The sequence below is a fragment of the Microbacterium sp. Root280D1 genome (assembly GCF_001428975.1).
Taxonomy (GTDB): domain Bacteria; phylum Actinomycetota; class Actinomycetes; order Actinomycetales; family Microbacteriaceae; genus Microbacterium.
The window spans coordinates 1-18,929 of record NZ_LMJK01000001.1; the positions used below are offsets into that span (position 1 = coordinate 1).

Consider the following 18,929-nt stretch of genomic DNA (forward strand, 5'->3'; position numbering starts at 1 on the left):
CCAGCGCGTCATCGGACAGCACCGTGTCGAGGTCGGCGATGACCCGATCCAGAAGCTCCGCAGTGCTGTTCATACCCCCAGTCAACCCCGGGCCACCGACATCCGAGACCCGAAACGACCTCGAATTACCCCAGATCAGATCCGTATTCCAATCTCCCAGAATGGCACAGAGCAGGGTGCATGCCATCAGGCGACGCCTATTGTGAACAGAGGTAACAATGTAATAGGGTAACCACATGGAACCCCTCTTCGTCGACCGCCTCCTTCAGATCGCCGACCTGTTCCAGAAGGACATGGCCCGCGCGTTCGCCGGCACGGATCTCACACCGACCCGTGTGCACCTCCTGTGGGTCCTGCAGCACACCGGTCCGTCGACGCAGCAGACCCTCGCCACCCTCTGCGGGGTGACACCTCGCAACATCACCGCTCTCGTGGACGCACTCGAGGGCTCAGGTCACGTCCGTCGCACCCCCCATCCCTCCGACCGCCGCGCCGTGCTGGTCGAGCTCACCTCGACCGCCCTCGAGACCATGTCGCAGATGCAGGAGGAGCACGCGCAGCTCAATGAGACGCTGCTGAACGCGATCGCCCCCGACGACCGCGCCGCGGTCGAGCGTGGCCTGACAGCTGTCGCCACGCATCTCGAGAACCTCGTCACCTCCGCGGCGAGCGCACCCGCACCCGCACCCACACCCGCACCCGTACCCACACCGGTGCCGACACCGGCCCCGGCACCGGCACCGGCACCGGCACCGACACCGACACCGGAGGGCACGCCATGACCGAGCATCTGCAGACGACCGCTCCGAGCCCGACCCCGATCGCGCGCATCCTCACCTTCCTCCATCGCGCATGGGTCGCCGAGCTTCGCGTCTACTCGAGCATCGCGCGGGCGATCGCCCGCCGTCCCGCAGTCCCGAAGGGCGGCACAGGGATCGGCTATCACCGTCCCGTGCTCACCGTGCTGTTCATCTTCATCGGCCTCTCCGCTGTCGAGATCCCGATCCTCGACCTGATCGTGCATCAGTGGCCCGTCGTGCGGATCACTCTGCTGGTGCTCGGGATCTGGGGCGTCACCTGGATGGTCGGTCTGCTGTGCGCGATGCTCATGCGCCCGCACGCCGTGGGGCCCGACGGCGTCCGGGTGCGCAGCGGACTCGAGCTGGACGTGCCGATCGGCTGGGCCGACATCGCGTCGATCGCGATCAGTCGTCGCGTCGATGAGCCCAAGCAGCCGCGGGTCATCGGTTCGGAGTACGCCGAGCGGATGCAGGACGAGACCAACATCGAGATCGAACTCGAACGCCCCGTCGCGATCCGGCTCCCCGGCCTCGCGCCGAAGGGCGGGACTCATCAGGTCGACCGCATCCGCCTGTGGGCCGACGACCCGCGCGCGTTCCTCGACGCCGCCCGCCCGTTCCTCGTCGCGGCCTGAACGAGGCCTGATCGCGGAGTGGTCAGTCCAACCCGCGGTCCGCGAGCCACTGCTTCGCGACGAGCACCGGAGCCCGCACCAGCCAGGCGTCCGCGATGATCTCCGCCAGCCGGTCGCGCTCGATCGCATCGAGCTGCACCAGCACACCGGGGTACCCGTCGAAGTGCGGAATGGAGAACAGTCCTTCGGGCTCTGCGGCGAGCAATGCCGCCTTCTCATCGAGGCTGCCGACTCGCACGCCCAGCACCGGTCCCTCCGGCCAGTCGAGCCCGAGGTCGGCGAGCTGCCGCAGATCGACCTTGCTCGGCCCGCGCACCCAGGCGATCTGACCGCTCGCCAGGCGCCAGGAGGGCTCGCCGGTGTGTCCGCCCACACGCTCGCTCACACCGGGCAGCGCGAGAGCGATCTCACGGACATCATCGACGGTCGCCATCCGCCCATCGTCCTCCCGTGAGGCGGCCGCCACAATGGCCGCATCCGCTCGCCGCCCCTCGGGTGGCGTTCAGCGCGAGTCGCGCTTCGCCTGTCGACGCGCACCCTGGGCGCGGCTCGAGGCGTCTCGTTTCACGCCACCGGTGGTCTGCTGATGCTCCCGCATCCGTCCCGCTCCTGCGCCCTCATCGAAGGGCGCCTCGGAGCCCGGTCCACTCCATCTGCCCTCACGGGCGCGGGCCAGCCTCTCGTCCTTGAGCTCCTCCGCCTGCTCATGAGCCACGCGGGCGAGTTCTGCGCTGATGATCGAGAGCGCCTCCTCGAACACATAGGCCCGGCCGCGGGCCTTGTCCGACCCGGCGGCTGCGGCACCTCGACCGCCCGCCTGCTCGACGCGCTCCGCCGCACCGCGCCGATAGTTCGTCGTGTGCTTGTTGCGGGCCCGCCTGACCCGTTTGTGCAGGGCGAGCAGGCCGTCCTCGTCGAGTTCCGCCAGTCGCTCAGGCTCGAGCTCGCGGATGAGGTCGCGCTCCTTGTCCTTCAGAACCCACAGGTACTGATCCATGTCGTACTCCTTCGGTCGGGGCTCCCCATCGGCCACTCGTGTAACCGAGTATCCGCTCGGGGATCCCCGCCCGCCATGGGTTCTTGCGCGGAGGATGCCGGTCGGAGGACATCCTCACGGCTGCCTCACCGCACGATGCGCAGCGTCCGCACCTCGAACGGCCGCAGGCGCAGCTCTCCGCCGACGCGCGGGTCGTCGATCGCATCCTCGATCAGCGAGACCTCACGGATCTCCCTGTGCTCGAAGTCGGCGACCAGCGAACCGACGGCGCGGCGACCGAGCGCCTCGTAGAGACGGACGATGACGTCACCGGAGCCATCGTCCGCGAGCTTCACGCCCGACACCACGATGCCGTCGCCGTCGACGGACACGAGAGGCGCGACTTCGCGCTCGCCGTGCACGACCGTCGGCGCGGTGTTGAGTCGGATCCCCTCGGTCGTCGCGATCGCCGCATCGGCTCCGATCACGAAGCCGATCGTGATCTCGTGGTGCCCGTGATCGGTGTCGGGATCGGGGAACCGCGGTGCGCGCAGCAGCGAGAGCCGCACGGTGGTCGCGACCGCGTCGTCCGAGACCTCGCGCGAGGTGTCGTACCCGTAGATCGAGTCATTGACGAGCGCTACACCGAAGTCCTGCTCGCGCACCAGCACGAAACGGTGCATCGAGGTCTCGAACTTCGCAGCCTCCCAGCTGGTGTTCGTGTGCGTCACCCGCGACTGGTAGCCGAACTGCGTCTCGGCCTCGGTGTGCGTGGCCTGGATGTCGAGCGGGAACGCCAGCTTGAGCAGCTTCTCGGTCTCGTGCCAGTCCACGTCGTTGCGCAACAGCACGGTGCGCTCGCCCGGCGCGAGCGTGATGGTCTGCTCGATCGTCGACTCCGAGAACGCCCGGGTCACGATGACGGTCGCGACCCCGTCGATGACGGATGCCGAGATCGATGCGACCGTGGTGAGGTCGTCGACGCTGTTGCGGTAGTAGCGATCGATGTCCCAGGCGTCCCACATGTTCGGGAAGTCCTGGTGCAGCTGGAACAGGTTCGCCGCCCGCCCCTCGGCCACCGCCTCTCGGCCGGACGCCTTGTCCACCGCCGAGACGACGAGTCCCTCGGCGGAGATCAGCACGGAGACCAGCTCGTTCTCGAGCCGCCAGCCGCCGTCTTCTCCTGCGAGCAGGACGGATGCCGGGGCCGGCGCCTCGACGAAGCCGGCGCCGAGGGCACGACCGCCGCCGACCGAGGTCGGCACGAACCGCAGCTCGCGCTCGCCTTCTCCGGCGAGGGAGCGGCGCGCGGCGTCGGCGAGCGCCTGCGCATCGGCGAGCACGCGCGAGAGGACCTCGACGGCCTCACGATGCACCCAGGCGATCGAGGTGCCGGGCAGGATGTCGTGGAACTCGTGCAGCAGCACCGTCTCCCACAGGCGGTCGAATTCGGCCTGGGGATATGCGGCGCCGGTGCGCACGGCATCCGTCGCCGCCCACAGCTCCGCCTCGACGAGTGCGTGCTCGCACCACCGGTGCAGCGCCTTGGTGGCGTGCTGGCTGGTGAGCGTTCCGCGGTGGAGTTCGAGATAGAGCTCGCCGACCCACACGGCCGGGTTCGGCAGCTCGGCCCTGGCCGCCTCGAAGAAGGTGTCCGGGTGCTCCCAGACGACCCGCGCGCTGCCCTCGAGGTTCTCGAGGCGCTTCGCCTTGCCGGTCATCTCGCGCGTGGTGCCACCGCCCCCATCGCCCCAGCCCACCGGTGCGATCGACCGCGACGTCACGCGGTTCTCCTTGAACTGACGAGATGCCTTGGCGACTTCCATGCCGCTCAGCTGCGAGTTGTACGTGTCCATCGACGGGAAGTGCGTGAACACCTGCGAGCCGTCGATGCCCTCCCAGAGGAAGCTGTGGTGCGGGAACACGTTCTGCTGATTCCACGAGATCTTCTGCGTGAAGAACCACTCGAACCCGGCCCGGCGCATGAGCTGCGGCAGCGCGGGCGAGTATCCGAAGCTGTCCGGCAGCCAGACGCCCTTCGAGCGGATGCCGAACTCGCGTTCGAAGAACCGCTGACCGAACGAGAACTGGCGCACGAGCGACTCGCCGGACGGCATCACGGTGTCGGATTCGACCCACATGCCGCCGAGCGGCAGGAATCGCCCGTCCGCGACCGCGGCCTTGACCCGGGAGTAGACCTCGGGCCGGTGCTCCTTGAGCCACGCGTACTGCTGCGCGCTCGACATCCCGTACAGGAAATCGGGCTGCTCGTCGATCAGCGTCGCCATCGACGACGTGGTACGGGCGACCTTGCGGATCGTCTCGCGCACCGGCCACAGCCAGGCCGAGTCGATGTGCGCATGTCCGATCGCCGAGATGCGGTGGGCGCTGGCCTCGGCGGGCGCCGCGAGCGCCGGCGCCAGTCGAGCTCGGGCATCGGCAGCGGTCTCGACGATGTGCTGCAGGTCGAGCACGTCGAGGGCATCGTCCATCGCCTGCAGGATCTGCATCCGTCGCGGCGAGGTCGCCGGCAGCTCGGCCTGGAGCTCGAACAGGACCTCGAGGTCGAGGGACAGCTCGAACACCTCCTGCTCGAAGACGGCGAGGTCGATGCGGCGGGTGCGATAGAGCGGTTCGCGGGAGGACGTGCGGATGTCGCCCTCCTGCGTCGGCAGGAAGGGGTGGTAGTCGAGCAGAACCGGGTTGGCGGCCGCCTCGAGGTAGAGCTCGACCGGCTCGTCGCCGTGCGCGGTCTCGGTGATCGGCAGCCACTGATTGCGTGGGTTGATGCTCTTCACCGGTGTTCCGTCCGGCCGGTAGACGAGCGCCTCGCACTGGAAGCCGGGCATGTTGATGTCGAACCCGAGGTCGATGACGGCCTCGACCCGACGGCCCGCCCAGTCGGCGGGCACTGCGCCGGTGATCTTGAACCAGGTCGTCGACCAGGCAGGACCCCACATGCTCGGCACGGATGCCGGGGCGAAGTCCAGTGCGAGCCCGTCAGCGGGACTGATCGGCTCGCCGGGGATCTGGTTGACCTCGACGGTGAGGGGGACGGCGGCCGAGTGGACGGCCGGGCGGATGCGCTCGTCGAGCACCCTCTTGACGCGGCCGACGGTGAGCGAGGTGTCGTCATGCATGTATCTGGTTCTCCGGGCTCGACGGTGAGTGGTGCATATGCGTTGTGCGCGACTGGAGCCCGATTCTCGGGCAGGTGCCGACAATGCTATCGGATTTACTAAAGCGATCTAGTGAATCTCGCACCGAGCGTGTCAGACCCCTGTCGTGCGGCTACCGAGCGGCTAAACCGATCAAGTAGTGTGAGGCCCATGACCTCGGCCAAACGCGTCACCATCGCGGACATCGCGCGCATGGCCGGAGTCTCGCCCGGAGCAGTCTCGTTCGCGCTCAACGGACGCCCGGGGGTGAGCGACGAGACGCGCCAGCGGATCCTCGCGATCGTCGAGGAGAACCACTGGCAGCCGAGCTCGGCGGCACGCGCCCTCGTGGGAGCCCGTGCCAACACGGTCGGCTTCGCGCTCGCACGCCCCGCCCGTTCGCTGGGCTCCGAGGCCTTCTTCACCGACCTCATCGCGGGCATCGAATCCCGGCTGTCGGAGAGCAAGGTCAGCCTGCAGCTGCGGCTGGTCACCGACATCGCCGAGGAGATGGAGGTGCATCGGCAGTGGCGCTCGTCGAACCAGGTCGACGGCATCATCCTCATCGACCCCCGCGACGACGACCCGCGCAGCGACCGGATCGCAGCCCTCGACGCCCGCGCCGTGTTGATCGGCTCCAAGCCCTCACCCGACGGAGCGGTGCCGAGCGTCTGGATCGCCGACGACGAGGTGGCCGAGACCCTCTTCTCGTACCTCGCCGCGCTCGGACACACCCGCATCGCCTACGTGGCGGGTCCCGCCGAACTCGAGCACACCCGGCTGCGTGCCGAGGTGCTCGATCGCATGGCTGCGGACGGCGTCTCGAGCGAAGTGATCACGACGGACTTCTCCCCCGCACGCGCATCCGCGGTCACGCGATCGCTGCTCTCCGCGAGGCCCCGCCCGACGGCGATCGTGTACGACAACGATGTGATGGCCGTCGCCGGCCTCCGCGTCGCTCAGGAGATGGGCCGCGCGGTGCCCCGCGACGTGTCGATCGCCTCCTTCGACGACTCCGTCATCGCCGGCCTGATCAATCCGTCGATCACCGCGATGACCCGCGACACGTTCGAGCTCGGCGAGCAGGCCGCGACACTGCTGCTGCAGCAGATCGTCGCCGGGACCAACCTCCCGAGCGCGCAGGGCCCGACGCCGACGCTCACCGCCCGCGAGAGCACCGCCCCGCCGACGGCCGCGTCCTGACGGAGCCCTTCGGCCGCTACGGCGTCGCGCTCAGCCGCTGACGACGGTGTTGACGGAGCCGTAGGGGTCGACACCGCTCGTCGACAGATCAGGACGGATGAGGTGACGGATGCCGCGCGCGGCGAGCGCCGCGTCGTCGCGCACCGTCTGAGACGTCACGAAGGCGGGGTCGAGCCCGCGCTCGCAGGCATCCACCCACGCCTGGAACACGGCACCGCCGGGGCTCAGCGCCGCCCGGCTCACCGGCACCTCGCGCTCGTCGACCTCGACGACGATGGCCGTGTCCCGCTCCGGCGTGGCCGCCCGTTCGCGCAGTTCGGGGATCAGCTCGGCGAACCGGCGGCCGATCGGCTTGGCCGCACCGCTCTGATCGACCAGGCCCAGCGAGTACTCCAGTTCGGGGAAGTCGCCGAGCTCGCGGCTCACATCGTGCGAGCACCACCAGGTCACGCCCCAGAGGTTCTCGGTGCGCACCGCGGATCGCAGGGTCGCCTCGAGGAATCCGGGCATCTCGCTCTCGTCGAGGCAGTTCGACGGAGCGCCGACCTCCTGCAGCCAGACCGGTCGATCCCGATCCGTCGCGAAGGCGCGCGAGAGCTCGATGAGGTACTCGGCGTGGCGGTCGGAGGCGACCGAACGGCCGCCGTAGCGCTGAGCCGTGCCGTTGAAGATCCAGGAGTGGATGGTGGTCATCTCGCCCAGCCGAGACGCGTGCGCGGGGGTGAAGCCGTGCCCGTCCATGTACCAGACCGCGTCGTACTCGCTGTGCACGTGCGAGAGACCGGGGGCCGCGCCCTCGGCCGCGGAGAGCAGCGACTCGATCCAGTGCCCTGCCTCGTCGATCGTCACGGGCCACGGGGACGGGTGCGTGTGCGCCGAGAACTGATTCGTCTCGTTGCCCAGCGTCAGGCCGAGGAAGTTCGGCGCATCGCGCAGCGCACCGGCCAGCGTCTGAACGAGGTCGACCTGCCCGCTGAGCGCCTTCGGATCGGTGAACATGTTGCGGTCGTGCCAGGTGTACAACCATGACGGGACGAAGTCGAAGCTCGACAGGTGCCCCTGGATCACGTCGACGCTGACGTCGAGCCCGAACTCGGCGCCGATGTCGACCATCGAGCGGACGTCGTCGATCGCCTTCGGGCGGATCAGAGTACGGTTCGGCTGCAGCACCGTCCACAACGGGAAGACCCGGACGTGATCGAGACCGAGCTCGGCGAGCGCCGCGAAGTCCCTGCGCACATCGTCGGGGGTGAAGTCGAACCAGGAGTGCATCCAGTCCTTCGACGGCGTGTAGTTCGCCCCGAATCTCAGGCGAGCATCGAGAGCGCGGCGCTGCGTCATGTGTCCGGACCTTTCCGACAGAGCCCTCCGACGAGGACGTGGTCGCACCACTATAACGCTTGAGCAACGGACCGCTACCCGGAATACCGCGGCCCGCCGATGCACGCAGCCTCGAGACCTTGACAGCGACGGGATCGGATGGTTTCATCTGCTAAAGCGTTGTAGTCCGTTGGACGGATACCGCCAATCGCCCGCCTCGAGGAAGAAGCACGATGAAAGTTCCCGCACGCATTGTCGCTCTGGCAACATTCACGATCGGCGCCATGGCGCTCGCCGGCTGCACCGGAGGCGGTGCCACATCCGGTGCCGACGGACCGATCGACACCTCCGGCGAGCTGAGCGGGACGATCCAGTTCCAGACCTGGTCGCTGAAGAACGAGAAGTTCACGCCCTACTTCGAAGACCTGATCGACGCGTTCGAGAAGGAGCACCCGGAGGTCACGGTCGAGTGGCTCGACCAGCCGGGCGACGGCTACCAGGAGAAGATCCTGAGCCAGGCGAACGCCGACACGCTGCCCGACGTGCTGAACCTGCCGCCCGACATCGCCTACCCGCTCGTCGCCGCCGGCAAGCTCGTCGACCTCGAGACAGCCGACCCCGACCTGAAGTCGGCATACAACACCGGCGCATGGGATGCCTACAGCCAGTACCCGGGTGTCGACGGCACGTACGGTCTGCCCTGGTACCTGTCCAGCGACGCATCATGGTGGAACCTCGCTCAGCTCGCCCCCTACGGCGTCACCGAGGACAACCTCCCGACGACGGTCGACGAGCTGCTCACCCTCGCGAAGGACGTCGCGACCGAGTCCGGCGGCAAGGTCCAGCTGCTGTCATCGATCCCGGCACTCGACACGTTCACGTCGGCGGGCATGGAGGTCATCAACGACGACGGCGAGTTCGACTTCAACACCGACGAGGCCGCGGCCATCATCGAGAAGTACGCCGACGCGTACGCGGCCGGAGCCATGCCGGCCGAGGCGCTGACCGGCGACTACGGCGGAAACGCCGAGGCGTACATCCAGGAGAAGGTGGCCTTCACGACCGGTGGCACTGGTTTCACGACCGACCTCGCGAAGGACGCGCCCGCGCTGCTCGAGAACACGGTCGCCACGCAGCGACTGGGCATCCCGCCGCTCTACGTGCAGGGACTGAACGTCTCGGCCGACTCCGACAACAAGGAGGCCGCCCTCGCGTTCGCCGAGTTCGCGACGAACGAGGAGAACCAGGTCGCGTTCTCATCGCTCGCCGTCGGCACCGCTCCCGGCACCTCCGCGGGCGGCGACGCCGTCGTCGAGAACATCTCCTCGTCGATCACCGACGAGAAGCAGCTCTCCGCGATCGACACCGTGTTCACAGCCATGGAAGACGCCAAGGCGATCCCGTTCCAGTGGACCTCCGACATGGCGACGTACATGACCCAGCAGATCGCGCTCGCCGTCAACGGCGAGGCCGACGCGCAGGAGCAGCTCGACAAGATCGTCGAGTACGCCAACGCGAACCGCGTGGACCAGTAAGCCATGAGCGCGCACACCAGCATCCGGAGCCGGAGGACGACCATGCGATCGCACCGGTGGTTCACCCCCTGGCTGCTCCTCGGCCCCGCCGTCGTCTGGGTGCTGGTGTTCGCGCTCTGGCCGTTCCTCAACACCGTCTTCCTGAGCTTCACGGACGCACGTCCTCTGCGGACTCCCGAGTTCGTCGGCGCCGCGAACTACGAGCGGATGTTCGGCGACGAGATGTTCTGGAACGCCCTCACCACGTGCATCATCTACGTGGTCGTCTGCGTGCCGTTGCTCACGATCCTTCCCCTGCTGCTCGCCCTGCTCGTGCAGAAGAAGCTGCCGGGCATCGCGTTCTTCCGCACCACCTTCTACTTCCCCGTCATCGCCTCGGTCGTCGTCGTCGCCCTGATCTGGACCTGGCTGTTCGACAGCCGCGGCATCATCAACCAGACGCTCGAGTTCCTCGGCCTCGTCGACAAGCCCATGGCGTTCCTCGTCGACCGGTGGCTGCTGCTCGGCTGCGCGATCCTGCTCACGGTGTGGAAGGGTCTCGGCTACTACATGGTCGTGTACCTCGCCGCGCTCGGCAATGTCGGCAAGGAGCTGCACGAGGCCGCCATGCTCGACGGCGCCGGCTCGTTCCGTCGCTTCCTGTCGGTGACGATCCCATCGGTGCGCGGAGCGATGCTCCTCATCGCGGTGCTCATCGCCGTCTCGGCGATGAGAGTGTTCGCCGAGCTCGACGTGCTCTCCAAGAGCACCGGAGGTCCCGGTGGATACGACATGTCGCTGGTCATGCTGATCCGCCAGGTCGGCTCCGGCCTGAACGGCAACATCGGCTACGCCTCGGCGATCAGCGTCGCGCTGTTCCTCCTCACCCTCATCCCGCTGGCCGCGATCGCCGTCATGAATCGCGAGAAGAAGGCGAAGGTCTCCGCATGAGCACCCTCACTCCGCCCCGCATCGACGACGACCGTCGCCCTGACGATCAGCCGGCTGCGACCACGCGCGAACCCATCTTCCGCCGCCGCGGTTCCGGCGACTTCAGCAAGCCGACGCTCGGCGGGCTCATCGGCCGCTATGCGCTGCTGCTGCTCGTGCTGGTGCTCGTCATCGGCCCGTTCCTCTGGCAGCTCTCGACGTCGTTCAAGGGTCCGCAGGAGAACATCTACTCGTTCCCGCCCAACCTGATCCCCCGCGAGCCGACGCTGCAGAACTACGCCACGGTCGCCGAGATCGTGCCGGTGTACCTCTACGCCTGGCACTCGCTGCTCGTCTCGGTGGGCACCGTCGTCAGCAACGTGGTGCTCGCGACCTTCGCGGGCTACGCTCTCGGATGCATGCGGTTCCGCGGCAAGTGGATCGTCATGGCCATCCTGCTCTCGACCCTGCTCTTCCCCGGCGAGGTCACGGTGACGAGCAACTTCCTCACCATCCGCTCGCTCGGCCTCGCCGACACCCTGTGGGGCGTGTTCCTGCCCGGCGCCATCAGCGCGATGAACGTGCTGCTCGTGGCCACCGCCTGCCGCATGATCCCGAAGGACGTGCTGGACGCCGCGACGGTCGACGGAGCGACGACCTGGCAGCGCATCCGTCACATCGTGTGGCCCAACATCCGCGGCATGGTCTCGGTGGTCGCGATCTTCGCCTTCATCGGCGCCTGGGACGACTACCTCTGGCCCCTCATCGTGCTCTCCGATCCGTCGAAGTACACGCTCACCGTCGGCATGGCCTACCTCAACAGCAGCTTCTCGGTCGACCCGCGCCTGATCGCGGCGGGCACCATGATCGCCCTCGTGCCGATCGTCATCATGTTCTCGTTCACGCAGCGGTTCTTCTTCAAGGGCGTGCAGGAGGGCGCGGTCAAGGGGTGAGCGACGCCCAGCTCACGCCCGCCGACGGACCCGCCGATCCTCCGTCGTCCCGCCCTCACTCCGGCGTGCTCCGCGGTGAGGTGTTCGCCTACTCGTTCGATCCGTCAGCGGGCGAACAGCGGATCGATGTTCCCGGACTCGCGGACGTCGCGATCAGCCCAGACACTCTGCTGCACTGGGCGTTCTACGCAGACGGCGACGCGGCGACCCTGGCTCCGCATGCCGCCCTCGCGGTGACCGTCGATGTCCGCGGAGACGGCGCGCGGCTCGGCGAGACAGCCGCCGTGCGTGACCGGTACGACTTCGCCATGACCGCCGATGCCCAGTTCGCGGCGCGCTGGAGCATGCCCGAGCAGTGGAACGCCGACACCGTGTCGCTGGCGCCGATGCTCTCCGGCTCGGCCCCGCGCACCTCCGCCACCGTCGAGCTGGTGCTCGGCAGCGGATCGCTGGCGGGGATGAGCGGACTGCCGCCGCGCGTCACGGGATTCGTGCAGGTCCTGGTCGAGGAGCAGGTCGAGCAGCAGCATGCCGTCGCCGACCCGCCACCGGTCGAGCGAGTGGACACTCGTCGCGGCAGCCACTCGGGCCCGCGCTTCTCGCGGGGCAACACCATCCCCGCCGTCGCCGTGCCGCACGGCTTCACCTTCGTCACCGCGGCGACCGATGCCTCGGACACGCGCTGGCCGTATCGGCCGAGCATCCACGACGATCCACCCGGGCGACGCCTCGAGGCCCTGCAGTTCTCGCACCAGCCGAGTCCGTGGATCGGCGACCGCTCGGTGCTCCAGCTCATGCCGTTCGACGGGCATCCGGCCTCCGAGCGCGCCGCGCGCCGCCGGTGGATCGCCCCGGGCACCGAGCGAGCACGCCCCCACGAGTACGCCGCCGATCTCGGTGATGGTCTGCGCGTGGAGATGACCGCGACGTCGCACACCGCCGCCTTCCGCGTGCATGGCGCAGACACTGACGCGATCGTCGGCTTCGTGATCGATCAGCCCACCGATGACGGCGAACTGCACTGGACCGACGGCGGTGGCTTCGAGGGGTGGACGCCCGAGGGATCCGAGGACTGGGGCAACTCCCCCCGCTGCTACTTCGCGGGCGCCGTGCTGCATGGCGAGGGCGACCCTGCGACGAGTCTGCACGGCGCCCTCGACGACGACGGACGGGCGCGGGTCGCGGGCTACGTCGCCGGCGACGGGTCGCTCGAGGTGCGCGTGGCCGTGTCATTCCTGTCGGTGGAGCAGGCCAGACTCAGTCTCGAGATCGAGTGCCCTCCGGGCATCGCATATGACGAGTTGCGAGCGGAAGCCGCAGCCTCCTGGAACCGGGTGCTGGGCCGCGTGACGATCCCGCCGCTCGACGCATCCGAGACCCCGTATCGCCGATTGGCCGACGAGGAGAATCGGAACCGGATCGCCGCCGCATTGCATCGGATGCACCTGTATCCGAACTCCGCCGCCGAGAATGCCGGCACTGCAGAGGCGCCGCGGCATCGCTTCGCCGACGTGTTCGCCCCACGCGCGCCGTTCGGGGAGAGTGAGACGAGCGCGCCGATCGTCGACGGCGAGCTCATCGTGAACAACGGCTATTGGGACACCTATCGCACCGAGTGGCCGGCGCTCGCGCTGCTCGATCCCTGGCTGACCGGCAGACTGCTCGACGGCCAGCTCGAGCAGTACCGTCGCGGAGGGTGGATGGCGCGGTGGAGCGCGCCCGGATATGTCGACAGCATGGTCGGCACCTCCAGCGACCAGATCTTCGCCGATGCCGCCCGGTGGGGCGTGGCGTTCGACCGGGCGGAGGCGTTCGAGAGCGGATGGCGCAACGCCTGCGAACCCGGGCCCGATGCTCGGCGCGGCCGCAAGGGCATCGCACGCGGACGCTTCACCGGCTACATCTCGTCCGAGGTGCCGGAGGGCATGAGCTGGACCGTCGAGAACGCGGTGAGCGACGCGGCGCTGGGCCGGTTCGCCGAGCAGCTGGCCCTCGAGGCCGAACGCGCAGCCGCTCCCGGCTCCGACCGCGATGCCGCTCGCTACCGCTCGTTCGCCCGCTATTTCGCCAACCGCGCACGGTCGTATCGCACACTCTTCGACTCGGAATCCGGGTTCCTCCGCGGCAGGGATGCCGACGGCGACCACGCCCCCGAGTTCGACCCGCGCACCTGGGGAGGCGACAACGTCGAGACGAACGCCTGGGGCATGTCGGTGGGCGCCGTGCACGACGGCGCCGGCCTCGCCGCGCTGCACGGCGGACGTGGGGCCTTCGGACAGCACCTCGACGCGCTCTTCGCCGAGCCGGAGACCGCCGACGAGCGATTCGGCGGGGCGTACGGCACCGTCATCCACGAGCAGCGCGAGGCGCGGGCCCTGCGCTCGGGCATGTGCGCGATCTCGAATCAGCCCGCCCATCACATCCCCTTCATGTACGCGTTCAGCGACCGGCCGTGGCGAGCCGGCGCGATCGTGCACGAGCTGGCCGGGCGTCTCTTCGCAGGCGCCCACATCGGACAGGGCTTCCCCGGCGACGAGGACAACGGCGAGATGAGCGCCTGGTGGCTGTGGGCCGCGCTCGGTCTCTACCCGCTCGAGCTCGCGTCCGGCGTGCTGCGGATCGGCTCGCCCCTCTTCGACGACATCCGCGTCGATCGCGCGGACGGCCGCCCGCTGCGCATCCGCTCTCATCGCCGAGAGCCGGGAGCGCACGTGCTGCAGCGTGCCCGGCTCGACGGGGTCGACCTGCCCAGGGCCGAACTTCCCGTCGACGCCCTCGTCGGGGATGCGCTCGCCGGGGATGCTCTCGTCGGGGACGTCGAGCTCGAACTGGTCTTCGGAACCGAGCCCGCGGATGCTCTCGAGACGGGTGAGCGGATGACGGATGAGATCGCGCCCTGGTGCCGCGATCTCACGGCAGACACAGGAGGCGTCATCGCGTCCGCATCCGTCATCGATGCGGACCGCCTGTTCGACGACGGCGACCCGAGCGACCGGAGCGACCCGAGCGGTTCGAGCGGCGTCGTCCTGGCGGCGGGCGAATGGGCAGGATGGCGTTTCGCCGAGCCGCGCGCGGTCTCCGATCTCACAGTGACGATGGCCACCGGCGCCCCGTCGTCTCGGCTGCGATGGGAGATCCTCGACGCGGACGGATGCTGGGCGGCGGCTCCGACCACCTACGACGCGGAACTCCCGGCCGATCGCACGACCCCGTTCGAGCTGGTGTCGCGCGTCGTGACCCCGGCGATCCGCCTGCGAGCGGATGCCGAGGTCACGATCCGTCAGATCGAGGTCTTCGACCTCGGGTGATGGCCTCGAGCGCGCGTCGTCACTTCGACAGGACGAACGAGAGCTCGGTGACGTTGCCGGCGACGTCGACCACCTGCAGAGTGTTCTCCCCCACGACCGCACCGAAGACACCGGGCTTCACGAAGTTCAGGTCGCTCCACGCGTTGTCCGCGAGGTCCTTGACGACCCCGTTCACGGAGAGCCGGTCGATCTTGCCTTCGTCGAAGAGCTTGTAGCTCACGCGCTGGTAGCTGCCGTCGGTCTCGACCTTGGTGAATCGCGCGCCGTCCTTGATCGTGACGGTCGGCGAGGTGGTGTCGCGAGGCGCTGCCCGGTACTCCGTCGCCTCGCCCTTCAGCGCCTCGGTGATGCCCGAGAGATAGGCCGACTGATCGGTCGCGGTGAGGTTGTAGGCGACATAGACGCCGTAGCCGTCGGCGACCGTGCGGGTCGCGAAGTCCTCCGCCGTCGCGGCGCTCGTGTTCGAGAGGTCGATCGCCGCTGCCCCGAGTCGGGTGCGGTCCTCCAGCCCCGGAACGGTGGGCGCGTCATAGGTCGGGTAGTACGGGTTCCAGGCGTAGTCGAGCACGCCGGCCGCGTCGAACAGCGTGAAGTCGGTCGTCGTGTAGCTCGGACCGATCGCATACAGACTGATGATCTTGTCGGGTCCGAGACGGTCGCGCAGCGCCGTGGCCAGCCATCCGAACGACTGCGGGTTGGGCTGCGGGGTGCCGTTCGCCCCGTATTCGGTCCACTCGTCGTCGAAGTCGATGCCGTCGAGACCATAGGTCGTCACGGCGTCGGCGAGCTGCGCGGCGAACGCATCCGCCTGCGCATAGGAGGTGAAGTTCGCGAATCCCGCACCCTGATGGTTGCCGAGCACCGAGAGCAGCACCTTGGTGCCGTTCTCCTGCACCGGACGGATCTGCGTCTCGGCGTCGTCGAGCGTCTCGGTGACCCGCTCGTTGAAGTGCAGGTACGCCTTCTCGCCGTCGTAGTTGATGTTGGCGGCGAAGATCATGGCCATGTCGATGGCGGCGTCTCCGGACTCGGCAAGGGTGTAGTCGGCGACGTTGGCTAAATCGTTCGAGTTCACCTCGACGTACACGGCGAGCTGCGGGTCGACCGGCTCGGTCGTGTCGGCGGCGGCACCCGTGGTTCCGGCGAGCATGCCGGCAGCAGCGGTGGCGAGCACTCCGAGACCGGCGATGCCCTTTCGGAACCGGTGATTCCTGACGTTCTGGCTCATGACTGATCGTCTCCTTCGGCGTCGTTGTCGAATCCGGTCGCGCCGTCGCGACCTGTCGCCGACTATAGCGCTTAAGTGATAGGACGGGAAGGCAGAGAAGAAGGGGCGGATGCCGCAGCATCCGCCCCTTCTCGACCGCCTGGATCCCTCCGCTCAGATGGTCACATCTCCGACGAGATTGACCTGGATGCCCATGCCCGCGAACATCGCGGCCTTCGCGATCAATGCCTTGTCGGCCGTCTCGGCGTCGGGCGCATAGACGAGCTGCGCGTGGTTGGCCTTGTGGCGGGCCATGAACTGGTCGCGCGAGATGCCGTGCAGCACGACGTGCGCGATCGGCCACTCCGGGTTCGTGGCATCCTTGCGTCGCTGCGTCTCCTCCGCAGGCAGCTCCACCACGGAGGCGCGGAAGATGTCGGCCTGCAGGATGCCGTCGGCGATGAACACGCGCGACAGCACGATCTCGCCCGGCTTCGAGACGCCGTTGATCGTGGCGCCGCCCGCAGGGAAGAAGACGTGACCCTGTCGCCAGCCCTCGGCGTTCTGCCATCCGCCGAGATGCGAGGCGGGCACCGAGCCCGAGATCTCGTAGACCCAGACGAACTCTCCGTCGAAGTCCTCGCCCCAGCGCACGTCGTGCAGGGTGTTGTCGGGCACCAGACCCATGGCGCGCCAGACGCGGTCGGTGACGAGGGCGTCGACCGCCACCCCTTCGTCAGCCTCGTTGAAGTGCGGGAAGGCCCGGCCGTCGTGCAGCACGCGCGAACCGTCGCGAGAGGTGACGGGAGGGCGCTCGGTCGAATTCAGGATGCCCTCGGCGAGGTCCGATGCAGGGACGAGGTCCTTCAGGCCCTGCTGGTACTGGATGCCGACAGCGTCGAGCCCGAAATCGTCGGCGATGCGGAGTGCGGCGATATACATCTTCAGCTGCCACTGCACCTGCTCACGGGTCAGCTCGGTGGCGGCATCCTCGCCGTAGCGGAAGGTCATGCCGGCGTCGATCAGCCAGTCGTAGGCGGCATCCGCCTCATCCTCGCCGACCTCGAGCATCTCGGCGTACAGCGCGGACTGCGAGAGGCGCTCCTTGTAGATGCCCGTCTGGTTGAGCAGCTCGTCGTCGAAGATCGCGTTGTACATGCCCATGCAGCCCTCGTCGAAGACGCCGATGATGGCCTTCTCGGCGCGCAGCTCGGCGGCGAGCGCCTCACCCAGCTGCTTCTCGGGGCTGTCCGGCAGCTCGGGCAGAGGACGCACATGCGAGGCGTCATGGGTGATCGACCCGATCTCCGTCCACTCCCTGATGCCGCTCGTGAACCAGTCGTCGGTGAAGTCGACCGACCAGATCGTGGAATAGGGCTTGCCCATCTTGGTGAGGCCGGCGTTGAGGCCGAGGAGTCCGACCAGGCCGGGCCAGTCCCCGGCGAAGTTCGCGACCGTGAGGATCGGCCCCTCGTGGGTGCGCAGTCCTGCGAGCACGTGGTGCGAGTACTGCCACACGGCCTCGGCGACGATCAGCGGAGCATCCGTCGGGATGCTCTTGAAGACCTCGAGGCCCATGCGCTGGCTCGAGATGAAGCCGTGGCCGGTCTCGGGATCGACGTCGTTGGCTCGGACGACGCTCCAGCCGAGCTGTTCGAAGACGCCGGTGACGCCCGCTTCGAGTTCGACCTGCACGGGCCAGCCGCCCGTGTTCGCGGCTTCGCGCAGGTCGCCGGAGGCGATCAGGTACGCGGTCTTCGGCGCGGACACCGGTCGGGATGCCGTCGTCGGCAGGGTATAGGTCATGACTCGCGTCCTCCTTGATCGCACGTGTCCTGCAACTGTACGTGAAATCGGTTTCAGCACGCAAGCAGTAGGACAGAGCGTCGTCTGCGTCAGTGCGTGGCGGTCGCGCCCGCGCGGGCGGGCTGGACCTCGGCCGGCAGCACCACGGTGCGCGACGGACCACCGGCCCCACCGATGCGCTCGAGCAGCATCCGCGCCGCCCGGACTCCCATCTCGCGTGCCGGGAGGCGCACGACGGTCACCGCTGTGGGCGAGAGGGTGGTGAACGGCAGCGAGCCGATCACCGCCACGCCGACCCGCGGCGGGGTCAGGCCGTGCTCCGTCAGCACCTGGATCGCACCGACGCCGATCAGGTTGTTCCCCGCCACCACCGCGTCCGGCGGCTCCGGGAGCGCGAGCAGCTCTTCCATGGCGCCCCTGCCTCCGTCGACGCGGAAGGTCGCGAAGCGCAGCAGCTCATCGGCATCGACCTCGGGGGCGCGCGCCGCGAGCGCAGACCGCCAGCCGGCAGCGCGCTCTGCGGCCGTGTCGATCCCCTCCGGACCGCCGATGTACGCGACCCTCCGGAATCCGGCGGCGAGCAGCGCTTCGGTGGCCGATGCCCCGGCCTCGCGATTGGCCATGACCACACCGTCGACGTCGTAGACCGTATGCCGATCGACGGCGACGACGGGGCGCCCCGTGTCGAGGATGCCGTCGAGCCTCGTGCGTTCGGACGCGGGGGCGATGATCACACCCGACATGTGCTCGGATACCGCGATCTGGAGGTAGGTCGTCTCCTTCTCGGGCTGCGAGTCGGAGTTGCAGAGCACGACCGAGTATCCGGCCTCGGACGCGACGTCCTCGACGCCTCTGGCCATCTCGGTGAAGTAGGGGTTCTCGATGTCGGGGATCACCAGCCCGATGACCTCGGACCTCTGCCGCCGCAGATTGCGAGCCGTGCGGTTGGGCGTGAAACGCAGCTGCTCGGCGGCCCGGCGCACCGCCTCGACCTTCGCGGCGGAGACGCTGGTGCCGTTGAACACCCGCGAGACGGTGGCGGGCGAGACCTGCGCGAGTCGAGCGACATCGTAGATCGTGGCCATCGGCACACTGTAACCGGTTTCAGGTCGCCACGGA

The 18,929-nt window shown here is 68.5% G+C and carries 15 protein-coding genes; 7 read left to right on the forward strand and 8 right to left on the reverse strand.

Translation table 11 applies throughout. From position 1 onward, the window contains the following. The coding region (locus ASE34_RS18065; RefSeq protein ID WP_235567387.1) for a hypothetical protein at nt 1-187 on the reverse strand (187 nt) is incomplete at its 3' end. Nucleotides 188-236: 49 nt separating this feature from the next. Between ASE34_RS18065 and ASE34_RS00010 the strand changes: the two genes are divergently transcribed. Then, complete coding sequence (locus tag ASE34_RS00010) at nt 237-782, forward strand: MarR family winged helix-turn-helix transcriptional regulator (protein ID WP_082586439.1); 546 nt, start codon at nt 237-239, stop codon at nt 780-782. Continuing rightward, entirely contained in the window at nt 779-1,435 is a 657-nt protein-coding gene (locus ASE34_RS00015) for a hypothetical protein (RefSeq protein WP_056275225.1), read from the forward strand. Before ASE34_RS00010 ends, ASE34_RS00015 begins: the two co-directional genes overlap by 4 nt. Nucleotides 1,436-1,457: 22 nt before the next feature. Here the strand turns inward: ASE34_RS00015 and ASE34_RS00020 are convergent, their stop codons facing one another. The 3 genes from ASE34_RS00020 to ASE34_RS00030 all read right to left on the reverse strand — a co-directional run bounded on the left by ASE34_RS00020 (nt 1,458) and on the right by ASE34_RS00030 (nt 5,551). Beyond that, on the reverse strand, nt 1,458-1,868 hold the full coding sequence (locus ASE34_RS00020; RefSeq protein ID WP_056275229.1) for an MmcQ/YjbR family DNA-binding protein: 411 nt from the start codon (nt 1,866-1,868) through the stop codon (nt 1,458-1,460). A 69-nt stretch (nt 1,869-1,937) separates the two neighbouring features. Further along, on the reverse strand, nt 1,938-2,432 hold the full coding sequence (locus ASE34_RS00025) for a hypothetical protein (RefSeq protein WP_056275232.1): 495 nt from the start codon (nt 2,430-2,432) through the stop codon (nt 1,938-1,940). A 125-nt stretch (nt 2,433-2,557) separates the two neighbouring features. Beyond that, nucleotides 2,558-5,551, reverse strand: a complete 2,994-nt coding sequence (locus ASE34_RS00030) for an alpha-mannosidase (protein ID WP_056275235.1) — start codon at nt 5,549-5,551, stop codon at nt 2,558-2,560. Nucleotides 5,552-5,740: 189 nt separating this feature from the next. Between ASE34_RS00030 and ASE34_RS00035 the strand changes: the two genes are divergently transcribed. Further along, on the forward strand, nt 5,741-6,772 hold the full coding sequence (locus ASE34_RS00035; protein ID WP_053098044.1) for a LacI family DNA-binding transcriptional regulator: 1,032 nt from the start codon (nt 5,741-5,743) through the stop codon (nt 6,770-6,772). Between the two features lie 30 nt (nt 6,773-6,802). Here the strand turns inward: ASE34_RS00035 and ASE34_RS00040 are convergent, their stop codons facing one another. Beyond that, the gene (locus tag ASE34_RS00040) at nt 6,803-8,113 is read right to left on the reverse strand and encodes a glycoside hydrolase 5 family protein (RefSeq protein ID WP_056275238.1); all 1,311 of its coding nucleotides are present in this window, start codon (nt 8,111-8,113) and stop codon (nt 6,803-6,805) included. Between the two features lie 212 nt (nt 8,114-8,325). Between ASE34_RS00040 and ASE34_RS00045 the strand changes: the two genes are divergently transcribed. Genes ASE34_RS00045 through ASE34_RS00060 form a run of 4 tightly spaced genes read left to right on the forward strand, consistent with a single transcriptional unit; the run spans nt 8,326 to nt 14,797 of the window. After that, the gene (locus ASE34_RS00045) at nt 8,326-9,627 is read left to right on the forward strand and encodes an ABC transporter substrate-binding protein (RefSeq protein WP_072592042.1); all 1,302 of its coding nucleotides are present in this window, start codon (nt 8,326-8,328) and stop codon (nt 9,625-9,627) included. A gap of 42 nt (nt 9,628-9,669) precedes the next feature. Then, on the forward strand, nt 9,670-10,557 hold the full coding sequence (locus tag ASE34_RS00050; protein ID WP_056275245.1) for a carbohydrate ABC transporter permease: 888 nt from the start codon (nt 9,670-9,672) through the stop codon (nt 10,555-10,557). Next, the gene (locus ASE34_RS00055) at nt 10,554-11,489 is read left to right on the forward strand and encodes a carbohydrate ABC transporter permease (protein ID WP_198032348.1); all 936 of its coding nucleotides are present in this window, start codon (nt 10,554-10,556) and stop codon (nt 11,487-11,489) included. The genes ASE34_RS00050 and ASE34_RS00055 overlap by 4 nt, the downstream gene beginning before the upstream one ends. After that, a complete protein-coding gene (locus tag ASE34_RS00060) occupies nt 11,486-14,797 on the forward strand; it encodes a GH92 family glycosyl hydrolase (RefSeq protein WP_056275248.1) in 3,312 nt (1,103 codons plus the stop codon). Before ASE34_RS00055 ends, ASE34_RS00060 begins: the two co-directional genes overlap by 4 nt. Nucleotides 14,798-14,816: 19 nt before the next feature. Here the strand turns inward: ASE34_RS00060 and ASE34_RS18070 are convergent, their stop codons facing one another. From ASE34_RS18070 to ASE34_RS00075, 3 genes are all read right to left on the reverse strand, one after another. After that, entirely contained in the window at nt 14,817-16,025 is a 1,209-nt protein-coding gene (locus ASE34_RS18070) for an endo-beta-N-acetylglucosaminidase H (RefSeq protein ID WP_235567390.1), read from the reverse strand. A gap of 153 nt (nt 16,026-16,178) precedes the next feature. Further along, a complete protein-coding gene (locus ASE34_RS00070; protein WP_056275251.1) occupies nt 16,179-17,810 on the reverse strand; it encodes a fucose isomerase in 1,632 nt (543 codons plus the stop codon). Between the two features lie 89 nt (nt 17,811-17,899). Further along, nucleotides 17,900-18,895 carry a LacI family DNA-binding transcriptional regulator gene (locus ASE34_RS00075; RefSeq protein ID WP_056275254.1) on the reverse strand — a complete coding sequence of 332 codons (996 nt, stop codon included), beginning with the start codon at nt 18,893-18,895 and terminating at the stop codon, nt 17,900-17,902. Between the last annotated feature and the right edge of the window lie 34 nt (nt 18,896-18,929).

Excerpts from the sequence above, each read along its gene's own strand:
- ASE34_RS00010 (WP_082586439.1), top strand. The coding sequence starts at position 237 with ATGGAACCCCTCTTCGTCGACCGCCTCCTTCAGATCGCCGACCTGTTC.
- ASE34_RS00015 (WP_056275225.1), top strand. The coding sequence starts at position 779 with ATGACCGAGCATCTGCAGACGACCGCTCCGAGCCCGACCCCGATCGCG.
- ASE34_RS00020 (WP_056275229.1), bottom strand. The coding sequence starts at position 1,868 with ATGGCGACCGTCGATGATGTCCGTGAGATCGCTCTCGCGCTGCCCGGT.
- ASE34_RS00025 (WP_056275232.1), bottom strand. The coding sequence starts at position 2,432 with ATGGATCAGTACCTGTGGGTTCTGAAGGACAAGGAGCGCGACCTCATC.
- ASE34_RS00030 (WP_056275235.1), bottom strand. The coding sequence starts at position 5,551 with ATGCATGACGACACCTCGCTCACCGTCGGCCGCGTCAAGAGGGTGCTC.
- ASE34_RS00035 (WP_053098044.1), top strand. The coding sequence starts at position 5,741 with ATGACCTCGGCCAAACGCGTCACCATCGCGGACATCGCGCGCATGGCC.
- ASE34_RS00040 (WP_056275238.1), bottom strand. The coding sequence starts at position 8,113 with ATGACGCAGCGCCGCGCTCTCGATGCTCGCCTGAGATTCGGGGCGAAC.
- ASE34_RS00045 (WP_072592042.1), top strand. The coding sequence starts at position 8,326 with ATGAAAGTTCCCGCACGCATTGTCGCTCTGGCAACATTCACGATCGGC.
- ASE34_RS00050 (WP_056275245.1), top strand. The coding sequence starts at position 9,670 with ATGCGATCGCACCGGTGGTTCACCCCCTGGCTGCTCCTCGGCCCCGCC.
- ASE34_RS00055 (WP_198032348.1), top strand. The coding sequence starts at position 10,554 with ATGAGCACCCTCACTCCGCCCCGCATCGACGACGACCGTCGCCCTGAC.
- ASE34_RS18070 (WP_235567390.1), bottom strand. The coding sequence starts at position 16,025 with ATGAGCCAGAACGTCAGGAATCACCGGTTCCGAAAGGGCATCGCCGGT.
- ASE34_RS00070 (WP_056275251.1), bottom strand. The coding sequence starts at position 17,810 with ATGACCTATACCCTGCCGACGACGGCATCCCGACCGGTGTCCGCGCCG.
- ASE34_RS00075 (WP_056275254.1), bottom strand. The coding sequence starts at position 18,895 with ATGGCCACGATCTACGATGTCGCTCGACTCGCGCAGGTCTCGCCCGCC.